General features: G+C 71.9%; 17 protein-coding genes and 1 pseudogene. 9 read left to right on the forward strand and 9 right to left on the reverse strand.

Going from position 1 to position 20,303, the window contains the following annotated elements:
* Positions 1-173 precede the first annotated feature (173 nt).
* Together ACIQFZ_RS36285 and ACIQFZ_RS36290 are read left to right on the forward strand one after the other, a co-directional pair.
* Positions 174-742 (forward strand): annotated as a pseudogene (locus ACIQFZ_RS36285) (DoxX family protein).
* Positions 743-954: 212 nt separating this feature from the next.
* Positions 955-1,839: a neutral zinc metallopeptidase gene (locus ACIQFZ_RS36290; RefSeq protein ID WP_402693223.1), complete on the forward strand. Its 885-nt coding sequence runs from the start codon at positions 955-957 to the stop codon at positions 1,837-1,839.
* Between the two features lie 63 nt (positions 1,840-1,902).
* On the opposite strand, the gene ACIQFZ_RS36295 is transcribed toward ACIQFZ_RS36290, so the two are convergent.
* Positions 1,903-3,249, reverse strand: a complete 1,347-nt coding sequence (locus ACIQFZ_RS36295; protein ID WP_402693224.1) for an alpha/beta fold hydrolase — start codon at positions 3,247-3,249, stop codon at positions 1,903-1,905.
* A gap of 335 nt (positions 3,250-3,584) precedes the next feature.
* On the opposite strand from ACIQFZ_RS36295, the gene ACIQFZ_RS36300 reads away from it, so the two are divergent.
* From ACIQFZ_RS36300 to ACIQFZ_RS36315, 4 genes are all read left to right on the forward strand, one after another.
* Complete coding sequence (locus ACIQFZ_RS36300) at positions 3,585-4,571, forward strand: ArsR/SmtB family transcription factor (RefSeq protein WP_383062396.1); 987 nt, start codon at positions 3,585-3,587, stop codon at positions 4,569-4,571.
* Positions 4,572-4,809: 238 nt separating this feature from the next.
* Complete coding sequence (locus tag ACIQFZ_RS36305; RefSeq protein WP_383062399.1) at positions 4,810-6,540, forward strand: PHP domain-containing protein; 1,731 nt, start codon at positions 4,810-4,812, stop codon at positions 6,538-6,540.
* On the forward strand, positions 6,537-7,181 hold the full coding sequence (locus ACIQFZ_RS36310; protein WP_365777212.1) for a hypothetical protein: 645 nt from the start codon (positions 6,537-6,539) through the stop codon (positions 7,179-7,181). Before ACIQFZ_RS36305 ends, ACIQFZ_RS36310 begins: the two co-directional genes overlap by 4 nt.
* Before the next feature lie 132 nt (positions 7,182-7,313).
* Complete coding sequence (locus ACIQFZ_RS36315; RefSeq protein ID WP_383062403.1) at positions 7,314-8,285, forward strand: LysR family transcriptional regulator; 972 nt, start codon at positions 7,314-7,316, stop codon at positions 8,283-8,285.
* Between the two features lie 41 nt (positions 8,286-8,326).
* On the opposite strand, the gene ACIQFZ_RS36320 is transcribed toward ACIQFZ_RS36315, so the two are convergent.
* From ACIQFZ_RS36320 to ACIQFZ_RS36330, 3 genes are all read right to left on the reverse strand, one after another.
* Positions 8,327-9,622: an MFS transporter gene (locus ACIQFZ_RS36320; protein ID WP_402693225.1), complete on the reverse strand. Its 1,296-nt coding sequence runs from the start codon at positions 9,620-9,622 to the stop codon at positions 8,327-8,329.
* Complete coding sequence (locus tag ACIQFZ_RS36325) at positions 9,619-10,239, reverse strand: isochorismatase family protein (protein ID WP_376653668.1); 621 nt, start codon at positions 10,237-10,239, stop codon at positions 9,619-9,621. Before ACIQFZ_RS36325 ends, ACIQFZ_RS36320 begins: the two co-directional genes overlap by 4 nt.
* A gap of 203 nt (positions 10,240-10,442) precedes the next feature.
* Positions 10,443-11,648 carry a cytochrome P450 gene (locus ACIQFZ_RS36330; RefSeq protein ID WP_365420434.1) on the reverse strand — a complete coding sequence of 402 codons (1,206 nt, stop codon included), beginning with the start codon at positions 11,646-11,648 and terminating at the stop codon, positions 10,443-10,445.
* 458 nt (positions 11,649-12,106) lie between these two features.
* On the opposite strand from ACIQFZ_RS36330, the gene ACIQFZ_RS36335 reads away from it, so the two are divergent.
* Together ACIQFZ_RS36335 and ACIQFZ_RS36340 are read left to right on the forward strand one after the other, a co-directional pair.
* Complete coding sequence (locus ACIQFZ_RS36335) at positions 12,107-12,778, forward strand: GntR family transcriptional regulator (RefSeq protein ID WP_365420431.1); 672 nt, start codon at positions 12,107-12,109, stop codon at positions 12,776-12,778.
* A 9-nt stretch (positions 12,779-12,787) separates the two neighbouring features.
* Complete coding sequence (locus tag ACIQFZ_RS36340; protein WP_402693226.1) at positions 12,788-13,795, forward strand: 1-aminocyclopropane-1-carboxylate deaminase; 1,008 nt, start codon at positions 12,788-12,790, stop codon at positions 13,793-13,795.
* 588 nt (positions 13,796-14,383) lie between these two features.
* On the opposite strand, the gene ACIQFZ_RS36345 is transcribed toward ACIQFZ_RS36340, so the two are convergent.
* Entirely contained in the window at positions 14,384-15,136 is a 753-nt protein-coding gene (locus tag ACIQFZ_RS36345; protein ID WP_365420426.1) for an SDR family oxidoreductase, read from the reverse strand.
* 200 nt (positions 15,137-15,336) lie between these two features.
* On the opposite strand from ACIQFZ_RS36345, the gene ACIQFZ_RS36350 reads away from it, so the two are divergent.
* The gene (locus ACIQFZ_RS36350; RefSeq protein WP_365420423.1) at positions 15,337-16,794 is read left to right on the forward strand and encodes an NAD(P)/FAD-dependent oxidoreductase; all 1,458 of its coding nucleotides are present in this window, start codon (positions 15,337-15,339) and stop codon (positions 16,792-16,794) included.
* A 77-nt stretch (positions 16,795-16,871) separates the two neighbouring features.
* Here ACIQFZ_RS36350 and ACIQFZ_RS36355 read toward each other — a convergent pair whose 3' ends face one another.
* The 4 genes from ACIQFZ_RS36355 to ACIQFZ_RS36370 all read right to left on the reverse strand — a co-directional run bounded on the left by ACIQFZ_RS36355 (position 16,872) and on the right by ACIQFZ_RS36370 (position 19,807).
* On the reverse strand, positions 16,872-17,999 hold the full coding sequence (locus ACIQFZ_RS36355) for a CapA family protein (protein ID WP_376653659.1): 1,128 nt from the start codon (positions 17,997-17,999) through the stop codon (positions 16,872-16,874).
* A 44-nt stretch (positions 18,000-18,043) separates the two neighbouring features.
* Positions 18,044-18,505, reverse strand: coding sequence for a hypothetical protein (locus tag ACIQFZ_RS36360; protein ID WP_365420417.1), 462 nt, complete (start codon positions 18,503-18,505; stop codon positions 18,044-18,046).
* 20 nt (positions 18,506-18,525) lie between these two features.
* Positions 18,526-18,759 carry a hypothetical protein gene (locus ACIQFZ_RS36365; protein ID WP_365420414.1) on the reverse strand — a complete coding sequence of 78 codons (234 nt, stop codon included), beginning with the start codon at positions 18,757-18,759 and terminating at the stop codon, positions 18,526-18,528.
* A gap of 175 nt (positions 18,760-18,934) precedes the next feature.
* Positions 18,935-19,807 (reverse strand): NAD(P)-dependent oxidoreductase, encoded by an 873-nt coding sequence (locus ACIQFZ_RS36370; RefSeq protein WP_365420411.1) that lies wholly within the window; start codon positions 19,805-19,807, stop codon positions 18,935-18,937.
* Positions 19,808-20,303 lie beyond the last annotated feature (496 nt).

The raw sequence follows: 20,303 nt of genomic DNA on the forward strand, positions 1-20,303 counted from the left end.
GCGGCAAGCGCTGGGGCCGGCCAGGCCCAGATGCACGACCGTGCACGCTGCGGAAGGATCGGTACTGGGGGCGGAGCGGACGCGCGCCGCCGCGCGGCTCACCCCCGACCGGTGCCTCGGCCTGCCCGAGCTGGGGGCAACGCCCGTTCCGGCGTTCTTACCGGAGCACTCCCATGTTGTCGAAGCGCATTCTGTACCGACCCACTCGTTCCACGGATCGTTCCACCGAGCCGGTGGCACGGCACGCCGCCGCGGTCACGGTGACCGCCGCCGACTGCGGTCTGCTGCTCATCAGGCTCACCTTCGGCCTGCTGATGGCCGGGCACGGCGCGCAGAAGCTGTTCGGGCTCTTCGGGGGCGCGGCCTGACCGCGACCGGTCAGGGGTTCGCGGCCCTCGGCTACTGCCCGGGAAGGCTGTTCGCCGCGATCGGCGGTCTGTCGGAGTTCCTGGGCGGCCTCGGTCTCGCCTTCGGGCTGCTGACCCCGCTCGCGGCCGCCGCCCTGATCGGAGTCATGATCAACGCGATGGCGACCGTCACCGGCGTCCACGGCCTGTGGGAGACGGACGGCGGAGTGGAATACAACGTGTGTATCGCCGTCGTCGCCCTGGGGATCGCCGCCATCGGCCCAGGGCGGCTGGCCGTCGACCGGTTCTTCCGATGGGGCGCGGGCGGCTGGAGCGAGGCGGCCCTCGCCCTGGGCCTGGGCGGCGCGGGCGCCGCGGTCACGCTCAGTCTCTAGTGCTGCGACCGGACACAGCACTGGCCCGCGGCGCCGGGGACACGCCGAGAACTGCGCGGTGCGCGGAGCCGTAGGATCCTGGGTCGCCTGCGCGCCGCGGAACTGACGGTCTGTGAGGCGTCTGTGGGGCGTCGCCGCCCACCCTCGCACGACCAGTCCGCGACACCGGGCAGAATGGGGGTGATCACCAACCCCCAGGAGACGAACGACCCATGGAATTCCGCGATGACGTGGATCTTGATGCTTCTCAGGTCGAAGACCGCGGCAGCGGCGGCGGTGGCATTCCCGGAGGCGGGCTCACCATTGGCGGCGGCGTCATCGGCGTCGTCGTCCTGGTCGTCGCACTGCTCCTGGGTGTCAACCCGGCGGGTCTCCTGAACGGCGGCGGCTCGAACTCCGCGACGCAGCAGCAGGGAGAGGACCTGAGCGCGAAGTGCCGGAAGGGCAGCGACGCCAACCAGTCGGAGAAGTGCCGTGTGGTGGGCGTGGTCAACAGCATCCAGCGCTACTGGCAGGGCGCTCTCCCCGAGCACTACCAGCAGTCCTACAGCAAGGCCGGAACCCACCTGGTCTCCGGCACCTGGAGCACGGGGTGCGGCCGGGCCTCCTCGGCCATGGGCCCGTTCTACTGCCCGGCCGACCGCGGTGTCTACCTCGACCTCGGTTTCTTCCGTGACCTGGAGGACAGGTTCGGCGCCAAGGGCGGCCCCTTCGCGCAGGCGTACATCATCGGCCACGAGTACGGGCATCACGTGCAGAACCTGCTGGGCACCATGAACCGCGCCGGCCGGGACAGCACGGGAGCCGACAGCGGCTCGGTCCGGCTGGAGCTCCAGGCCGACTGCTACGCCGGGGTCTGGGCCAAGAACGCCGTCACCACCGGCTTCTTCGACAAGCCGTTCACCGACTCCGACATCCGCGAAGCCCTCGACGCCGCGGAAGCCGTCGGCGACGACCGCATCCAGGAACGCACCCAGGGCCGCGTCGACCCGGAAGGCTGGACCCACGGCAGCTCGCAGCAGCGGGTCCACTGGTTCACCACCGGGTACACCACGGGCTCCCCGGCCCGTTGCGACACCTTCACCGGCGCCATCTGACCACGTGAAGGCCCCGGCCGGGTCACCCGGTCGGGGCCTTCGCCGTCCGTACGGTCCTTGCTGTCAGCGCCGGTCCAGCAGGAAGTCGAACACCGCCTGGCGGCCCCTGCCGTCGGCCGCCCTGCTCTGCACCGAGTGCGCCGCACCCGGCACCACCACGACCTGGGCCCGCGGCGTCAGCCTCTTCTGGTCGTAGAGCCATTCCAGCGGGGTCGACAGGTCCCGGTCACCGCCGAGCAGCAGGACCGGTACGCCCGGCAGCCTGCGGTGCTCCGGAGGCAGCGGCGGCACCGGCGTGCGCGGCCAGTGCAGACAGCTCAGCATCGAGCCGAGGCCGGTCGCCGTGGCGGCGTCGAAGGGGCCGTAGTCGGCCGGTGTCAGCTCCGCACCGGCCTTCTCCAGCGCCTCCCGGCGTCCGGCCGGCGGAGCGTCCGCCCTGCCCCAGGGGTAACGTCCGTCCAGGCACAGCGTGGAGGCGTGCAGCCCCTGGCTGAGCTCCTCGGCGCTCGCCGCGCTTCCCTCCCGCACACCCGCGATCAGGCCCCGCAGCAGCCCGGGGTCGCCGTTCGCGGCCTTGTGCAGCGCGTCGATCATCTCCGCGTAGTCGGGGTCCACGAACTCCCAGGTGGTCAGCGCGTCGATCACGTCGACGCCGTTGCCGTACCGGGCGACCACCTCGGCCAGGTCAGCCGCCGGGTCCGTGGCGCAGCCCGTCGCCCGGCAGGCAGCCGTCAGCACGCGCGGCGCGGCGCGCAGGGCGGCGCGGTCCATCGGGTCGTAACCGGTCTGCGGCACCACCGAGTCAAGGACCAGCCGAGCCACGTGCTGCGGGTGGGCCAGGGCGTACCGTTGCGCGGTGTACGTGCCGTACGAGACGCCGTCGAGCGTCATCCTGCGCACGCCCAGGGCCCGGCGCAGCAGATCCAGGTCCGCGACCGTGTCACCGGTGCCGTAGAAGCGGCGGTCGGGACCGATGGCCGCGGCGCAGTCCGTCACCGCCCGGGCCGTGGGCGGGGTCAGGTCGGACGACCCCATCTCCTCCTGCAACTGCGGGCACCGCAAGGCGGCTTCGCCGGTGCCGCGCTGGTCGATCATGACGAGCCGGTAGTCCTTCAGGACCGGCGTCAGCCTCTGGCTCAGCCGCTCGACGAAGGGCACGCCCGGCTGCCCCGGACCGCCCGTGAGGAAGAGCAGGACGCCCTTCGGGGCCTTGGCGTTGTCCGCCATCGCGACCCTCAGGCCCAGCCGGCCCGGCACGCCGCCGCCGTGGTCGAGCGGGACGGTCAGCGTGGCGCAGGTGAAGCCCTTCAGGCCCGGGCAGGCGGCGGCGCCGGAGAGTCCCCCGCTCTCCCCGGCCGGCGCCGCGGCTGCCCGGTCCTGTGCCGCGGACGTGCACGTTCCCGACAGCATCAGCAGGCTGACGGCGGCCAGTAGGGCCGTCCCCAGCCTCGCGGGTCTCCCGCTCCCGCGCCCCCTCGGGACCTTCCGCATCCCCCGCCAACCCCGCATTCCCCGCACCCCCGTGTCGTCGGCCCGTGTCGTCGGCGTCCCCGGCGTCCCCCGTGTTTCCGGCATCCCCGTTTCCTCCGCATCCCGGTGTCCGGCCTTCGGCGCCGCACCAGCCTGCGCCGAACAGGCCTGCCGGCGCGAGCTTCCGTGCGACGATTCGAGCACGTTCGAAGCAGAGCAAGAGCGGAACAAGAGCAGAACCGAAGCGGAACGAGGCGGCGGCAGGGGGACGGGCCGTGATCGAACTCATCGTGGACGCCGGGGGGTTGGCCCGCACCCGATTCGCCGTCTCGCCGCTGCACGAGGTCGCGGCGACGCTGCTCCCGTGGGGCCTGCGCCCGGCCACGGACACCGATCCGTGGGTCGCGCGTGCCCGACGCGGGCTGCGCCGGGCACGGCTGCCCCTGCTGTCGGAACTGGCCCTGGACGGCGGCGGCTACGTGCCGGACTTCCTCAGCCCGCACCCCACCGGACCCTCGCCCACCGTCGAGGAGGAACTGGAACAGGTCCGGAACACCCCTCCCGACCGGGTCCTGTTCGAGCTGGAGGCGCTGCGCGACGGCCGCCCGCACAACGGCCTGGCCGGTGCGGAGGTGCCCCCGAGGGTGAGCCGGGCCATGGACCGCGGCGGCGGGTACGTCGCCCGGCAGGTCGCGGAGGAACTGGGGCGCTACTGGGACCTGGCCTTCGCCCCGTACTGGGAGGCCGCACGGGCGGTCCTCGAAGCGGAGGTCGACCGCTGCGCCGGTGTGCTGGCCCGGCACGGCGCGGCCGCGCTCTTCAACTCCCTGCATCCCGGCATCGCGTGGTCCGACGGCACGCTGCGCGTCGACAGCCGGTTCACCGTGGAACTGGCCGTGCCCCTGCTCATCGTGGTGCCGTCACTGGTGGTGCCACGGCCGGCCGTGGCCGTGGACCCGGTGCGCGGTGGACGCAGGCCGCCCATGGTCGCCTGTCCCGTGCGCGACCGGGCCGCCGTTCCGCGGCCTCCGTCCGACGAGTTGGCGAGACTGCTCGGTCCCACCCGGGCCGGACTGCTCACCGCGCTGGCGCGCCCGGCCTCCACCACCGAACTGGCACGACATCACTTCCTCAGTCCCGCCACGGTCTCGTACCACCTGGGCGTACTGCACAAATCGGGTCTCGTCACCCGCGCCCGCTCCGGCCGCGCGGTGCTCTACCACCGCACCCCGGCGGGTACCCGGCTGACGGGCACCCGATAGGCCCGGGAGCCGGCCGTCATGCGAGCACCGTGTGCCCTCGACTCCGGAAGTGGCTTGTTCCGCTCGGTCCGACGGCGCCGGCGCGAGTGCCGAAACCTCAGGTGGCCCCGTGCCACGTCCGGGTGCCGCCTGCCGTACCCGCCGTTGTCACCAGCCGTTCCCACCGTGTTGGCGGCAGGGGCCCAGCATGGGCGCCGCTCGAACACGCTTTTAACGTACAGACGGCAGGAGTTCGGACATGGGCCACGGCCACAGTCACGCCCACGGGCACCACCACCACCACGACCACGGGCACGGCACGGGCGGCGGTTCCCTGCCGCCGGCGCTCGACCTGGAGGTCCCCGACACCGAGTTGACGCCCGATCAGTTGTCCCGCAGGTCCATGCTGCGCCGCACCGGCCTGCTCGGTGCCGGACTGGCGGCGGGCAGCGTGCTCGCCGGCGCCGGACAGGCGGCCGCGTCCCAGGGCCAGGACCAGGGTCAGAACCAGAGCCAGCAGTCCGCGGAATCCTCCCGTTCCGGGGGATACCTGTGGCTGGCCGGCGACCACCACATCCACACCCAGTACAGCTCCGACGGCAAGTACCGGGTCGTCGACCACGTGCGCCAGGCCAACGCGCACGGCCTGGACTGGATGGTCATCACCGACCACGGCAGCGAGCAGCACGCCAAGATCGGTGTGGAGAAGGTCAACCCGGACATCGTCGCCGCCCGCGGGCAGATCTCCGACACGCTGGTCTTCCAGGGCCTGGAGTGGAACATCCCGGCCGCCGAGCACGGCACCGTCTTCGTCCACCCCGGCTCGAACGAGGTCGCCGTGCTGAAGGAGTTCGAGAACTCCTTCGACGGGGCCGTGAAGAAGGCCACCGCCAACACCCCCGCCAACGAGGCACTCGCCATCGCGGGCGTCAACTTCCTCGCCGAGCAGGTCCAGCGCCGCAAGGTCAAGGACGCCCTGTTCCTGGCCAACCACCCCGCCCGCAAGGGCATCGACTCCCCGCACGAGATCCGTGCCTGGCGCGACGCGCAGCCGAGGATCGCCGTCGGCATGGAGGGCGCACCCGGCCACCAGGCCGCCGGCCTGCGCGCGCCGGGCGGCCCCGGCTCGGGCCGGGGTTACTACGACGGCAGCCCCGGCGCCGACTCCTTCTCCGGCTACCCGCTGGAGAGCTACCGTACCTGGGGCGGCTTCGACTGGATGACCGCGACCGTGGGCGGTCTCTGGGACAGCCTGCTGGCCGAGGGCAAGCCCTGGTGGATCACCGCCAACTCCGACTCCCACAGCGTCTACGCCGACTCCTCCGTCCGCGGGCCGGGCAGCGACTTCAACGCCAACGGCCACTACGAGGACCCCGTCCACGGCGGCGCGCTGAACCTGGGCGACGGCGACTTCTGGCCCGGCCAGTACTCCCGCACCCACGTCGGTGCCGCCTCCTTCTCCTACCAGGCGGTCATGGAGGGCATCCGCGCCGGCCGCGTCTGGGTCGACCACGGCGGGCTGATCAGCGGCCTCAACGCCCAGCTGCGCTCCGGCGGCAAGGCCGTCACCCTCGGCGACGTGCTGCACGTGCGCCGCGGCAGCCAGGTCGACCTGGTCGTCGAGATCAGCCTCGCCAACGGCCCGAACTGGGCGCAGTTCGTGCCGAAGCTGGCCCGGGTCGACGTGATCCAGGGCGACGTCACCGGCCGGGTCTCCGACAAGGACGCCTTCATCACCCCGGACACCAAGGTCGTGAAGTCCTTCGAGGTGGACAAGTCCACCGGCTCGGTGCGTCTGACGTACTCCCTCGGCCCCGTGGACAAGCCGGTGTACGTGCGGCTGCGCGGCACGGACGGCAACCGCACGGCGGTCGGGCTGCGCGGTGCCTCCGTGGACCCGGCCGGACCGGCGATGGACGTGGTCGGCGACGCCGACCCGTGGAAGGACCTGTGGTTCTACTCCAACCCGATGTGGGTCCTGCCCGCATGACCGGTACGCCCGGCGGACCCGGCGTCCCCACCGTGATCGGTGTGGACGCCGGGTCGGCGGACCTGCGCGGCGCCGACCACCTCGCCGAGGAACTGGTGGCGCGGCTCGGCCTGCCGGATGCCACCGTCGCCTGCACGCACCCGGTCCGCAGCGGCGAGCGGCCGCACATCGCCGTCTCCCTGGCGCTGCCGGACGCGGACACCGCGGCCTCGGTGTGGCCCCGGCTCGTCGCCCTCCTCGCGGTCCTCGCGGACGAGGACCGGCCGCCGTCCGGCGCGGCCTTCGGCGAGCTGCGGCACGGCCCGGCGCCGTACGCGGACGGCGCCGCCCTGGCCGCGGCCGAGCAGCAGACCCGCGAGCAGGGGCGTGCCGTCGTCTACCCCGGTGTCCAGCGTCTCGTCGGCACGGTCCCGCTGAGCTTCCTCGTCCAGCACACCGCGATCGACCGGGTCACCGTCATCGGGGCGCCGTCCGGCCCGGGCGGCGGCCCGGAACCGGACACCTCGGTGACGACGCGCGATCACGTGCGCCCTCTGTGGCAGGACGGACAGCTCGTGCTGCCGCTCGTGCCCGCCGCGGGCGGCGTCCTCGCCCCCTTCGAGGTGCCCGACCCCACGCCCTGCTGCGTCGATCACGGCTGACGCCCGTCCCGGCCGGCGGCATGCCCCGGAAGAAGTCCTTCCGCCTCGCGGTCCCAGCAGGTCACAACGGGTCCGCGGGGCAGTAGGGTCCGATCCATCGAGCCCCGTGTCGTGGTCGAAGGAGGGGCAACCGTGGATCTCGAGGCGCTTCGTTCGTTCCTGGCCGTGGCCAAGCACCGCAGTATCTCCAAGGCCGCCGCCGGCTCGTACGTCACGCAGCCGACGATGAGCCAGCGGTTGCGGCGGCTGGAGGAGAGTCTTGGTTTCGCGCTGTTCGAGCGGGGGTGGAAGGGCGCGGTGCTGACCCCGCAGGGCGCGTACTTCCTGCCGTACGCCGCCCAGCTCATCCGGGATCTGTCCAACGCCTCCGCGGTCCTGGGCAAGAAGGACCCGTCCCGGCCACGGAGCTTCGCCGAGGTGGCCGGCCATCCGCACAAGGTCGTCTTCGGCGTGGACAACTGGCTGTCGCAGCGGTCCGTGCGGGCCGTGGTGAGCAGCGCGCTGGACGTGTACGGGGCGGACGAGTTCCGGGTGACCAGCCGGCCGGCCACGACAGTGATCGACCTGCTGGAACTCAACCAGCTGGACGCCGGGCTGTTCTACTCCACGGAAGCGGACCACCCGTTCCACACCGACGTCGTCGGCATCGAGGACATGGCGCTCGTCCATCCGCCGGGGACGGTTCTGGAGGAGGTCAGCGCCCCGGCACTGAAGGAGCTGCTGTCCCGCTACCGGTTCGTGCTCTTCGACAATCCGGTGCTGACGCACCATGCGAGGATCACGACCACGCTGATCGAGAGGTACGAGATCTCCCGCTTCCACGTGGTCGACGACTACCGGACCATGCACGCGCTGATCCGGCTGGGGGAGTGCATCACCGTGGTTCCGGCCGGTGTCGTCCTCGGCGACCGGGTGCAGCGGGCGACGGACCTGCCCTCGGCCCGGCTGCCCGGACTGCTTCCGCAGATCAACGTCACGGTGGGGATCAGCGACGAGGGCCGGGACCACGGGGTGACCGAGGCGTTCGCGGCGTCCGTCGCGCGGTTCCTCGACGAGGACCCGCCCGGCGCCCCGGACGGCGGCGGTCTGCCCGGGACGGGGTGACCCGCGCCGACGCGCGGGTCCTCCGCTGCCCGGGCAGGTCTTCAGCGCGTCGCGGGACCGGGTTCCGGCCGGATGCCCGCGGCCGTCGTGACGGCGGCGTCCTCGTCGCCGGTACGGCCGGTCTTCTTCGGCGCCGTCTCCTGGAGGAAGGAGGCGGCCACCACGCACAGCAGCAGTCCGCCGAGCGCCAGGTAGAGGACGGTGTGGATGCCGTGGTGCTGGGCCAGGTATCCGGCGACGGACGGGGCCACGCCGCCGCCGAAGATCTCCGCGACACCCATCACGGTGCCCGCCGCGGCGGCCATCAGACCGGCGGGGACGGACTCCACGGTAACGGTTCCGGCGAGCAGGGCCAGACAGCCGTTGGCGCCGAAGGCGACGAAGAACAGCAGCAGGAACAGCAGCGGCACCACCGGCCCCTGGAGGATGAAGCCGACCAGGATGCACATCGCCATCAGCAGCGCGACGACGACCACGGGCTTGCGGCCGAACCTGTCGGACAGCCCCGGAATGACCAACTGGCCCACGAAGGCGCCGAACCCGATGCCGGAGGCGATGACACCCATCTGACTGGTCCCGATGCCCTGGTGGTCGACCAGGTAGCTCGGCACCATCGCGCTCAGCACGAAGATGCACGTCATCGCGCCGCACAGGGCGAGGATGGCCAGCCGGATGTTCCGGTAGCGGAAGACGTCCAGCCAGCGGGTCTTGTCCTCGGCGGCGGGAGCGACGGCGGATTCGAAGGCCGGCAGCTGGTGGGGCTCGCGCACGGTCCGGAAGACGAACCAGGCCAGGACCAGGCCGGGAATCAGCATGAGACCGAAGACCCAGTGCCAGCTCGGCAGGACCCGCAGCAGCTGGGTGGCGATGATCGGGCCGAGGCCGATGCCGAACAGGGCGAAGGTGCTCTGCTGCATGCCCATGTTCAGTCCGCGGCGCTCCGGCCGGGACGCCTCCGCCGTGGCGGCCACCGCGGTCGGGGTGAAGGCGCCTTCGGTGACGCCCATGATGATCCGCACCATCAGGAGGCTGACGAGCCCGCCGACGAGCCCCGTCAGCAGTGAGCAGACCGAGAAGAACACGATCGAGCCGACCAGGATCCTGCGCCGGCCCAGCCGGTCGGAGAGGCCGCCTATGAGAAGGGAGGAACATCCCCAGGCCAGACCGAGAACTCCGATGATGTTCCCGAGGTCCTGGTAGTCGAGCCCGAGTTCCTTCATCATCGAGGGGAACAGCGGGCTGATGATCCAGCGGTCCAGACCGACGAGGCCGAATCCGAGGGAGAGCAGCACGACCGCCGAGCGTTCGTAGCGGACGTCGTATTCTCTTGGTCTCATGCCGCTCTCCCCTCGCGGTTCGCGCGGATTTCCGCGACCAGTTCCCCGGTGGTGAGCACCCGGCCGAAGAATGTGCCGATGGTCTTCTCCGTGGCCGCCTGGGCTTCATCGCTGAGCGCCCCGGTGGCGTCGCCGACGAATGCCACCTTGAAGTCCCGCATGTACGCCCCGCGCGCGGTGGAGTCGCAGCAGACCTCGGTGAGGGTGCCGATGATGATCACGGTGTCCACCTCGCGCAGGCCGGAGATGCTGGTCAGCACGTTCTCCAGCCGCGTGTTGTGGAACGCGTCGTAGCGGTGCTTGACGACGACGACGTCGTGGGTCTCCGGCTTCAGGTCGTCGACGACCTGCGCACCGAAAGTGCCCTCGCGCATTCCCGCGCTCAGCAGCGCCGGGTTGTAGGTGGATTCCAGCGGAGACACATCGAATGTGTCCAGCAGAATGTGCTGGGTGTAGACGACCGGAATACCGGCCGCCCGGCACTCGGCGACGACCTCCTGCATCCGGGGTATCCGATGGCGTGCCATCGGCACTTCCATCGGATATCCCTCGAGGACAAAGTCGTTCTGCATGTCGATCACGAGCAGAGCCGTCTTCTGCGGATTCACGCGCCACATCGCGTTCAACGGATGAACTCCTCTTGCGTTTCGAATACGGAAGGCCGGAGAACATGGCCCGAGGATTGGGCCAGAGCCTAACCGTGAAACGCGCCCTGCCAGTCATAGGAATTCTTTATACCGTCGTGGTGCGGCACCGAGCGTCCGCGGTCCGATCAGCCGAGGCCGTGCGGCGTGCGCGTTGCCCTGCCCGGCGGGCGTCCCTACCAGGCCACCGGCAGCTCCAGGGGGAACCGCCTGATCGTCTTCTGGTCCCAGCGCACCTCCTCCGGCGGCACCGCGAGCCGCAGCCCCGGGAAGCGCTCCATGAGCCGCCCGATGGCCACTTCGAGCTCCGCCATGGCCAGAGGCATCGCGATGCACCGGTGCCCGCCCCAGCCGAACGTCATATGGGGCGAGTTCGGCCGGTCGACGTCGATGTCGTGCGGGTCCGTGTAACGCTCCGGGTCGCGGTTGGCCGTCAGATACGACACGTGGACGTAGTCGCCCGCCCGGATCAGCACACCGCCCAGCTCCACGTCCTCGAGGGCCACCCGGGGGATGCCGACCCCCTTGCGGAACGGGATGTGGCGGAGCAACTCGTGCAGCACCTCGGGCAGGGCCTCGGGCCGGCTCCTGACGCGTTCCGCCAGCTCGGGCCGGGTCAGGAGCAGGTACACGATGTCGCTGATCTCACAGGTCGCCGTGTCCTGGCCGCTGAGCGCCAGCATGAGCGTCATGACCGCCAGTTCCCGGTCGTCCAGCTGCTCCTTGCCGTCCCGCGCCGCGGCCATCGCGCTGATGATGTCGCTGCCGGGCGACTTCCGCCGCTGTGCGACGAGTTCGCCGAAGTAGGCCGTCAGATCCCTCTTGGCGTCCGCCGCGGCCTCCTTGGTGTCCGCGCCGACGACGAGCAGCTGGTGCACCGCCTTCTGGATCCGGGGCCATTCCTCCCGCTCGATACCGAGGAGGTCCAGGACGGTGTGCTGGGGAAGAGGGTCGGAAAGATGGCGGATCAGGTCCGCCGGCGGGCCCTCCTGCTCCATGCGGTCCAGCAGATCGTCCGCGAGCCGGACGATCCGGTGGCGCATGTTCTCCACCTGCGGCTGGGTGAAGGCCTGTGAGGCCAGATGACGGACGCGGCTGCTGTACGGCGGGTCCATCACGTTGATCGACTCGGGCGACACGATGGGCTCCGGCGTCATCCGGGGGTAGTCGCGGCCGATGATGCCCGCCCGGCTGAACCGCTGGTCGGTGGTCACCTGTTTGACGGCGTCGAAGCCGGTGACCAGCCAGGCGTCCGCGTCGCCGTAGCGCAGCCGGATCCGTGCGGGGGTGTCGCGGCACATCAGATCCGCGAGGGAGGGATCGAACTCCAGGGCTTCGCTGAAGTCGAACGGGCAGACGGCCGTCTCGTTGTCCGTGGTCATCAGTCGCTTCCTTCGGGCATGGGTCCGACGTCGGTGGTGTCCAGGCCCGGCGAAGGCTCACGGCGCCGCCGACCGCCGAGTAGGACGAGGCGGGCCGTCCCTCGTTGGCGATCGACACCGGGCCACCGCTGAGCGCGGCGGCCCATCCGCCGCCGAGCGGTGGGAAGGTGACGGAGGCGGTGGCACCGGGCCCCCGAGGTGCGCGCGATCCTCCGGGACGGCGGACGGTGCGCGCGCAGGCCGGCACCCCGGTGAGTGCGGGCGCCAGGGCCGCCGCGGCCCCATGTCGTTGCCTCCTTGCTGATGGAAACACGCGAGCCGGTGATTCGCTCCGTCAGTTCAGCCAGGTGGGCTAACAAGCCTTCGCGCGACGGCGGCGCCGGTATCGGCCGGTAGCGGAGCGATCCCCGACGGCGCGCTCTTGACAGCTCTCTGTCGTGCAGCGTGCAATATATTGCATGCCAGTGCCGCAGAGCCGGGGGCTCGTCTCCAGGTCACTCCTTCGCGACAACGCCTACCGGGCCATCCGGGACGCCATCGTCGACGGCACCCTCGCACCGGGGGAGCGCCTCAACGACAGCGACCTGGTGGAGTGGCTGGGCGTCAGCCGCACACCGGTGCGGGAGGCCCTGGCACGTCTGGAGCAGGCCGGCCTGGTGCGGACGAAGCCTGGCCGCTACACCATGGTCAGTCCCCTGGACGTCCGCGCGGCACGTGCGGCCCAGTCGGTGACGGCGGCCATGCACGAACTCGCCGTCCGCGAGGCGATGCCCAACCTGTCCGCCGCCGAGCTGGACGCCATGCGCCAGGCCAACGCGCGCTTCGCCGACGCTCTGCGCCGCAACGACGTCGACGCGGCGATCGACGCCGACGACGCCTTCCACGGCGTCGCCGTCACCGCCTGCGCCAACCCGGCGGTTCGCTCCGTCCTGGAGCAGTTCACGCCGGTGCTGCGGCGCGTGGAGAGACTGCGTTTCTCCTCACTGAGCGGCCGCGGCTCGGTCGCCCAGCACGACCGGATCATCGCGCTGTGCGAGGCCGGAGACGTCGAGGGTGCCGTGGCCGCCACCCGCACCAACTGGCAGACGCTGCTGCCGCTGCTCGACACCCTGCTCCCCGACACCGACTAGGAGCCACAGATGTCCCTCGAGTCCTTCGAGCGCCACCCCCTGCTGTTCGGCCCCAGCCCCGTCCACCCGCTGGACCGGCTCAGTGACCATCTCGGCGGTGCCCGTATCTGGGCCAAGCGGGAGGACTGCAACAGCGGGCTGGCCTTCGGCGGCAACAAGACCCGCAAACTCGAGTACCTGGTCCCCGACGCGCTCCGCAAGGGCGCGGACACCCTGGTCAGCATCGGCGGCGTCCAGTCCAACCACACCCGGCAGGTGGCCGCGGTCGCCGCGAAGGTGGGTCTGAAGGCCGTCCTGGTGCAGGAGAGCTGGGTGGACTGGCCGGACTCGGTCAACGACAAGGTCGGCAACATCCTGCTGTCCCGCGTCATGGGCGCCGACGTACGGCTGGTCCAGGCGGGTTTCGGCATCGGGTTCAAGGACAGCTGGCACCAGGCCCTGGAGGACGTCCGCGCCGCCGGCGGCACTCCGTACGCCATCCCCGCCGGAGGCTCCGACCACCCCCTGGGCGGCCTCGGCTTCGCCAACTGGGCCTACGAGGTCCAGCGGCAGGAACGTGAACTCGGGGTCTTCTTCGACACGATCGTGGTGTGCAGCGTCACCGGCAGCACGCACGCGGGCATGATCGCCGGCTTCGCGGGCCAGGACAGGCCCCGCCGCGTGCTGGGCATCGATGCCTCGGCCAAGATCGACGAGACCCGCGCCCAGGTGGAGAAGATCGCCCGCAACACCGCCGAACTCATCGGCCTCGGCCGGAAGTTGCGCGACGACGAGATCACCGTCCTGGAGGGCTGGGCCGGCGACCTCTACGGCATCCCCGTCCAGTCCACCCTGGACGCCATCCGCCTCACCGGCCGTCTCGAAGGCATGATCATCGACCCCGTCTACGAGGGCAAGTCCATGGCCGGACTCATCGACCTCGTCCGACGCGGAGACATCCCCAAGGACTCCAACGTCCTGTACGCCCACCTGGGCGGCCAGCCCGCCCTCAACGCCTACAGCGGCGCCTTCCACTGACCCGAACAGCCACCCGGCCCCGCCGCGGAACCTGATCGGGTGCCGCCCCGCGGTCGCCCTATGGTCCCGAGACCGACGGCGGCCCGACACGGGCGCTGTGGGTCAGACGGCGGTGCGGTTGCGGCGGGCCGTGGGGCAAACGGTCTTCCGGGTCCCTGCGGGCGGGGTACGAGGCGGGCGGTGCGGCCTCGGTGGGCCGTGGGGCACCCGGCCCCGCCGCGGAACCTGATCGGGCGACACCCCGATGCCGACCCGGTGAGCGGGTCAGACGGCGGCCCGCCACGGGGGCTGTTGGTCAGTCGGAGGTGCGGCACTGAGGGCTGTGGGTCAGGCGGCGGTGCGGCTGCGGTGGACTGGACGGCGGTGCGGCCATGGCGTGCCCTGGGGCAGACGGTGCTGCGGGTCCCTCCGGGCCACGGACGAGGCGGGTGGTACGGCCCCGGTGCGCGGGGGGTCAGACGGCGGTGCGGTTGCGGCGGGCCACGGGTCAGACGGTGCTGCGGGTCCCTGCGGGTCAGGAACCGGACGGCCGGTGCGGCCTTGGTCGGCGGGGGCAGATGGGCGGTACGGACCCCGTCGGCCCGGGGGTCAGACGGCCGTGCGGCCGCCGTCCGCGGGCAGCACCGCGCCCTGGATGAAGCTCGCGGCATCGCTGGCCAGGTAGGCGATCGCCTCGGCGATCTCCTCCGGTGCGGCCGGGCGCCCGGCCGGGGCTTCCGCGGCCAGGGCGTCGAGGGCCTCACCCATGCCGACGGTGCTCTCCGTACGGGTCGGACCGGGCTCCACGGCGTTGACCCGCACCCCGTGGGGGCCGAACTCGGCCGCCCACGCCTTGGTCAGCAGGTTCAGTGCCGCCTTGCTCGACCCGTACAGCGCCATCCCGGAGACGCCGTACTCCGCGACCATGGTGCTGACGTTCACGATCGCGCCGTGCCCGCGTGCGGCCATCGCCGGGGCGAGGGCCGCCACCAGGTGGAACGGGGCCTTCACGTTCAGGTCGTAGACGGTGTCCACCTCGTCCTGCGGCACCTGCTCCGTGGGGCCGAACGGGTACACGCCGGCGTTGTTGACGAGGATGTCGACCCGGCCGCCGCCCGCGCCGACGGCTTCTCCGGCCAGTTGCCGCACCGACTCCGCGGTACGCAGGTCGGCGGCGACGAAGTCGGCCCTGCCGCCGCGGTCGCGGATGCCGGCGACCACGGCCTCGCCGCGGGTGCGGTCCCGGCCCGCGACCAGGACGTGCGCGCCCCGCTCGGCGAGCAGCGCCGCGGTGGCGGCTCCGATGCCGCTGGTCGCTCCGGTCACCAGGGCTACGCGTCCGGTCAGTTCAAAAGGACCCATGAGTGTCGTTCTCCGCGGTGAGACAAGTCCGGTACGAGATTCCGTTCCGCCTCATCGGCACTTCCGCCGCCCGCCATGAGGCCGGGCGGCGGTGGATCGCGCGGCCAATGGTGGGACTTGTGGCGGCTCGTCGTGAGGCGCCTGGCGCAGGTGGGATGTACGACAGGGGCCGTGTCCGCATGATCACCAGTGAGGGACCGATGACCGAAACACACGAGAACCAGGGCAGCGCCACGTACGACGTGATCGTGCTCGGTGCCGGTCCGGTCGGCCAGAACGTCGCTGCCCGCGCCCGCGCCGCCGGACTCACCGTCGCCGTCGTGGAGCGGGAACTCGTCGGCGGTGAATGTTCCTACTGGGCGTGTGTCCCCAGCAAGGCGCTGCTGCGGCCGGTCATCGCCGTCGCCGACACCCGCCGCGTGGACGGCGCCCGCCAGGCCGTCACCGGCCGGCTCGACACCGACCGGGTCTTCGCCCGCCGCGACCACTACGTCGCCGACTGGGACGACAGCGGACAGGCCGAGGGGGTCAAGTCGATCGGCGCGGACCTCTTTCGCGGGCAGGGTCGGATCGACGGTCCCCGCCGGGTCACCGTCACCCGCGACGACGGTGCGCGGCAGACCCTCACCGCCCGGCACGCGGTGGCCATCGCCACCGGCAGTCGGGCGGCCCTGCCCGACATCCCCGGCATGGAGGAGGCACGGCCCTGGACGAACCGGCACGGGACCGACTCCAGTACCCTGCCTGCCCGGCTCGCCATCGTCGGCGGCGGGGGAGTGGGCGTGGAGATGGCCACCCTCTGGCAGGGCCTCGGCTCCCGGGTCACGCTGCTCGTCCGACGCCGCCTCGTCCCCCGTATGGAACCCTTCGCGGGCGAGCTGATCGAACGCGGCCTCACCCGGGCGGGCGCGGACGTACGGATCGGCGCGCAGGTCACCGCGCTGCGCCGCCCGGATCCCACCGGACCGGTCACCCTCACGCTCGACGACGGCAGCGAACTGGAGGCCGACGAGGTCATGTTCGCCACCGGCCGCACCCCCGCCACCGACGACATCGGCCTGGACACCGTCGGCCTCACCCCCGGCTCCTGGCTGGAGGTGGACACCACGTGCCTCGTCCGCGGCGTCGACGGCGCATGGCTCTACGCCCTGGGTGACGTCAACCACCGCGCGCTGCTCACCCACGAGGGCAAGTACCAGGCCCGTACCGCGGGCGACGCCATCGGCGCCCGCGCCGCCGGCCGCCCGCTCGACGACGCCGACTGGGGCGACCACGCCACCACCGCCGACCAGCACGCCGTCCCCCAGGTGTTCTTCACCGTCCCCGAGGCGGCCTCCGTCGGCCTGACCGCCGAACAGGCGGCCGCCGCCGGCTACCGCGTCAAGACAGTCGACCTCGACTTCGACGCGGCCCAGGGCGCTGACCTGTACGCCGACGACTACGAGGGCCACGCCCGGATGGTGGTCGACCTCGACCGCGAAGTCCTCCTGGGCGTCACCTTCGTCGGCCCCGGGGTCGGCGAACTGCTCCACTCAGCCACCGTCGCGGTCGCCGGCGAGGTACCGCTCAAACGGCTCAGGCACGCCGTCGCCTGCTTCCCGACCATCAGCGAGATCTGGCTCTTCCTCCTCGCCGCCTACCAGAAGGACCGCGGCTGAGTCGGTCGGCCCGTACGACGGCCGGTATTCAGGGGGGCGGGCCGTGCGCCCGGTGGTGCTCCCGTGCCGCACGGGTCTTACGGCTCCGACGCGTTGGCCGTCGTCCGTGCCGCTCGGAGCGTGCCGTCCGGCCCCGGGGTGATGGCCACGCCCGTGCTGATCCGGCCGAGGGTCGTCCGCAGCCATGCGCGGTCCTCCCCGGTGGCGGGTTCCAGCCGCATCCGCCGGGCCCGCAGCGGCACCATGCGCAGGTCTGCGAGTCGTCCCGTGGCCGCCGTGAGCGAGGGGAAGTAGGCGATCCGCAGGTCGTCGCGGTACTGCTCGTAGCCGGAGATGCCCTCGTAGTCGTCGATGAAGTCGCCGCAGCCGTACAGGATCAGCCGGTCGCGGTACACCTCGACGGGACGGGGGTGGTGCGAGGAGTGCCCGTGGACGACGTCGACACCGCCGTCGACCAGCGCGCGGGCGAAGCGGATCTGCTCCCGGGGGACGTGGTAGCCCCAGTTGGACCCCCAGTGCACCGAGACGACCACGAGGTCACCCGGAGACCGCACTCGCCGGACGCGCTCGACGACCGCCGCGGCCGCCTCCGCCGTCGCCGCCGGGACGTACGCGACACCGGCGAGGTCCGCGGTCGCCGCCCAGCTCCCCGGTATGCCGCTGGACGTCATCCCCAGGGCGAACACCAGCACGCGGACCCCGTCCGCGACCGGGCACACCGCGGGCGCGTACGCCGACTCCGCGTCCCGGCCGGCGCCCGCCACCGGCAGTCCCGCACCCGTCAGGGAGTCCAGCGTCTCCAGCAGCCCCGCACGCCCGAAGTCCAGCGTGTGGTTGTTGGCCAGGACGCAGACGTCGGGCCGGGCCACCTCCAGGGCGGGCAGGTTGGCCGGGTGCATCCGGTAGTGGACCTCTTTCTCCGGCGCGAACGCGTCGCCGCGTGTCACGGACGTCTCCAGATTCACGATCCGTACGTCCGGGGTGGCGGCCGCCAGCACCGGCAGGACCTCGCCCCACGGCCACGCCGGTGGGACGGGGGCGGGAATCGGGCCGTTCGCCGCCTCCGCCAGCTCGACGTAGGACCGGGCGTCGCGGACCCAGGCCTCCCGCAGGGCCGGATCACCGGGGCACGGGAGGATCTGGTCGACGCCGCGGCCGAGCATCACGTCGCCGCACAGGAACAGCGTCACCACGCCGCCGTGCATACCCCCACAGTAGTGGCCGGACGGCACGTCACCGCCGGGTGCGGCTACCTGCGCCGGCCGCACCGCCGCCTGCCGGCCGGGCGCGGACACGACCAGGACGCGCGGTCGGTGAGCAGACCCAGTCCGATGGCGAGCAGCCAGGAGTCCTTCGCGAGCGGGATGCCCTGCTGGGTGGGCAGCGGGCTGCCCTTGGCGTGGGTGCCGGGCGTGCGCAGGTAGAGCCCGACCAGGCCCGAGGAGAACGCCGTCAGCCCCGCCCCGGCGATGCCGCTGGGCACCAGCGGTGTCAGCAACGCCGCGCCCAGTGTCACCTCCGCGGCGCCGAGCAGGCGGGTGAAACGGTGGGGAGAGAGCTTGCTCAGGAACGGGTAGGCGTGGGTGGCCATCGCGTGCAGGCCCTCCTCCGTCTGCTCGTCCGCCGAGAGCTTGCCCAGTCCCGAATGGAGAATGAACGCCCCGGTGGCCAGCCGTGGAGCGATGTGGTGGGCCTTCAATGGCAGTTCCATGGGTTCCTCCCGCCGTGGGGTCAGGCGTGGTCGACGAGTTGCGCGAATCCGCGCCGGCGTGCGCAGTTGGCGCAGCAGAAGAAACGTCCGTCGGCCTGGAGACCGTGGCCGAGGATGCGGCATTGGCAGTTGTCGCAGGTCGGGGCGATCCGCTGGGCCGCGCATTCGAGGCTGTCGAAGATGTGGACGGTGTTGCCCGTGCGTACCTCGAATGCCATCTCGTAGTCGTTGTCGCAGACCTCGCACACTGCCATGAGCCTTCACTCCTCGCTGTGCCGGACCGGTGCCCCGGCGTCGGATCGGGCCGCGGATCCCGAGAGTCGGGTCGCGTATCCCGAGCCGTATTCCACCAACGGCACCGGCCGGACCGGCCGCCGCGGCACAACCACTCCGACGGACCCCACGCCCCACAAGCCCGGCCGGTGCGTATCAGCGGCCCGCCCTCCGCCGGGCGACCTCGGCGAGTGTGGCCCAGTCGCGCTCGGACCAGCCCGCCGCGACGGCTTCGAGCAGGGCGTCCCGTACGAGGCTGCCGGTGGGCAGGGCCAGGTCGCGCAGATGCGCCGCCGACAGGGCGAGGCCCACGTCCTTGAGCCCGAGCCGCGGCGTGAACCCGGGGGGCTCGTAGCGCTGTTCGGCCATGAGCCCGCCGTATGTGCCGTAGACCGGTCCGGGGAACAGCGTCCCGCTGATCAGCTCGACGAACGCTGCGGCCTCGACGCCGTACGACTCCACCAGCGACGTCGCCTCCGCGGTGGCCTCGACCGCGGCGGCCAGCAGGAAGTTGACCGCGATCTTGACCACGTTGGCGCGTGCCGGGTCGTCTCCGAGTTCCCAGATCCGCCCGGCCAGCGGTTCGAGGACGGGCCTTGCCAGGTCCAGTGCCTCGGGGGCGCCGGCGGCCAGGACGTTCAGCTTTCCGGCCGCCGCCACATCGGCCCGGCCCAGCACCGGCGCCGCCACGTATCCGATGCCCCGCTGCGTGTGCCGCTGTTCCGCCTCGGAGGCGAAGCCGGCCGACACCGTCGCCAGGTTCACGTGCACGCGGCACTCGGCGCCGTCCAGCACCCCGCTGTCCAGGATGAGCGACCGGATACCGGCGTCGTCGGACAGCATGCTCATCACCACGGGGAGCCTGAACACCTCCGCGAGGTCCGCCGCGGCCTCCGCTCCGTCCCCGCGCAGTTCCTCGACGGCGGGCCGCGACCTGTTCCACACCACCACGCGGTGCCCGGCGGCCAGCAGCCTGCGCGCCATCGGACGGCCCATCGTGCCGAGCCCGACGAACCCGATCCCATCCATCCCTGTTGCTCCTCTCCCGTGCCCGGTCGGTCCGTGCGGGCCATCGATCACACCGGGTGGCGATCATCTTGCTCTCGGGGTGATCCGGCAGGCTGTCATGACCGCCCACGCGCCACCGAACGGCGCAGCGGGGACTCCGTCACCCGACGGGCAGGGATCGCCGTCCGTGCGGCCCGCTCGTGCAGTCGAGCGCGAACCGGGCTGAAGTCGTCGGCGAGATCACGCGCGCATACGCCGCGGAGGCGCGGCGGTGGCGAAAGAGCAGAGAGGGCGCCCGCACGCACAGGCGGTGCGCCGGCCTCTCGCACTCGGTGAGCCCGGGCCCCTCGTGGGACGGCTGCACCGCGCCGAGGCGCGGATGGGTGAGCTGCGGCGGACGCCGGCGGTGCGCATCCGGGGCACCTAGTAGTACTTCGTTAGGTTGGTTTGATCTTGGGTGCCGAGTCCGGCAGGCTGCCCGTGTGGACTTGGGGGAGATCGAGCAACTCCGGGGTGA

Source organism: Streptomyces sp. NPDC093064 (assembly GCF_044754605.1).
Classification (GTDB): domain Bacteria; phylum Actinomycetota; class Actinomycetes; order Streptomycetales; family Streptomycetaceae; genus Streptomyces.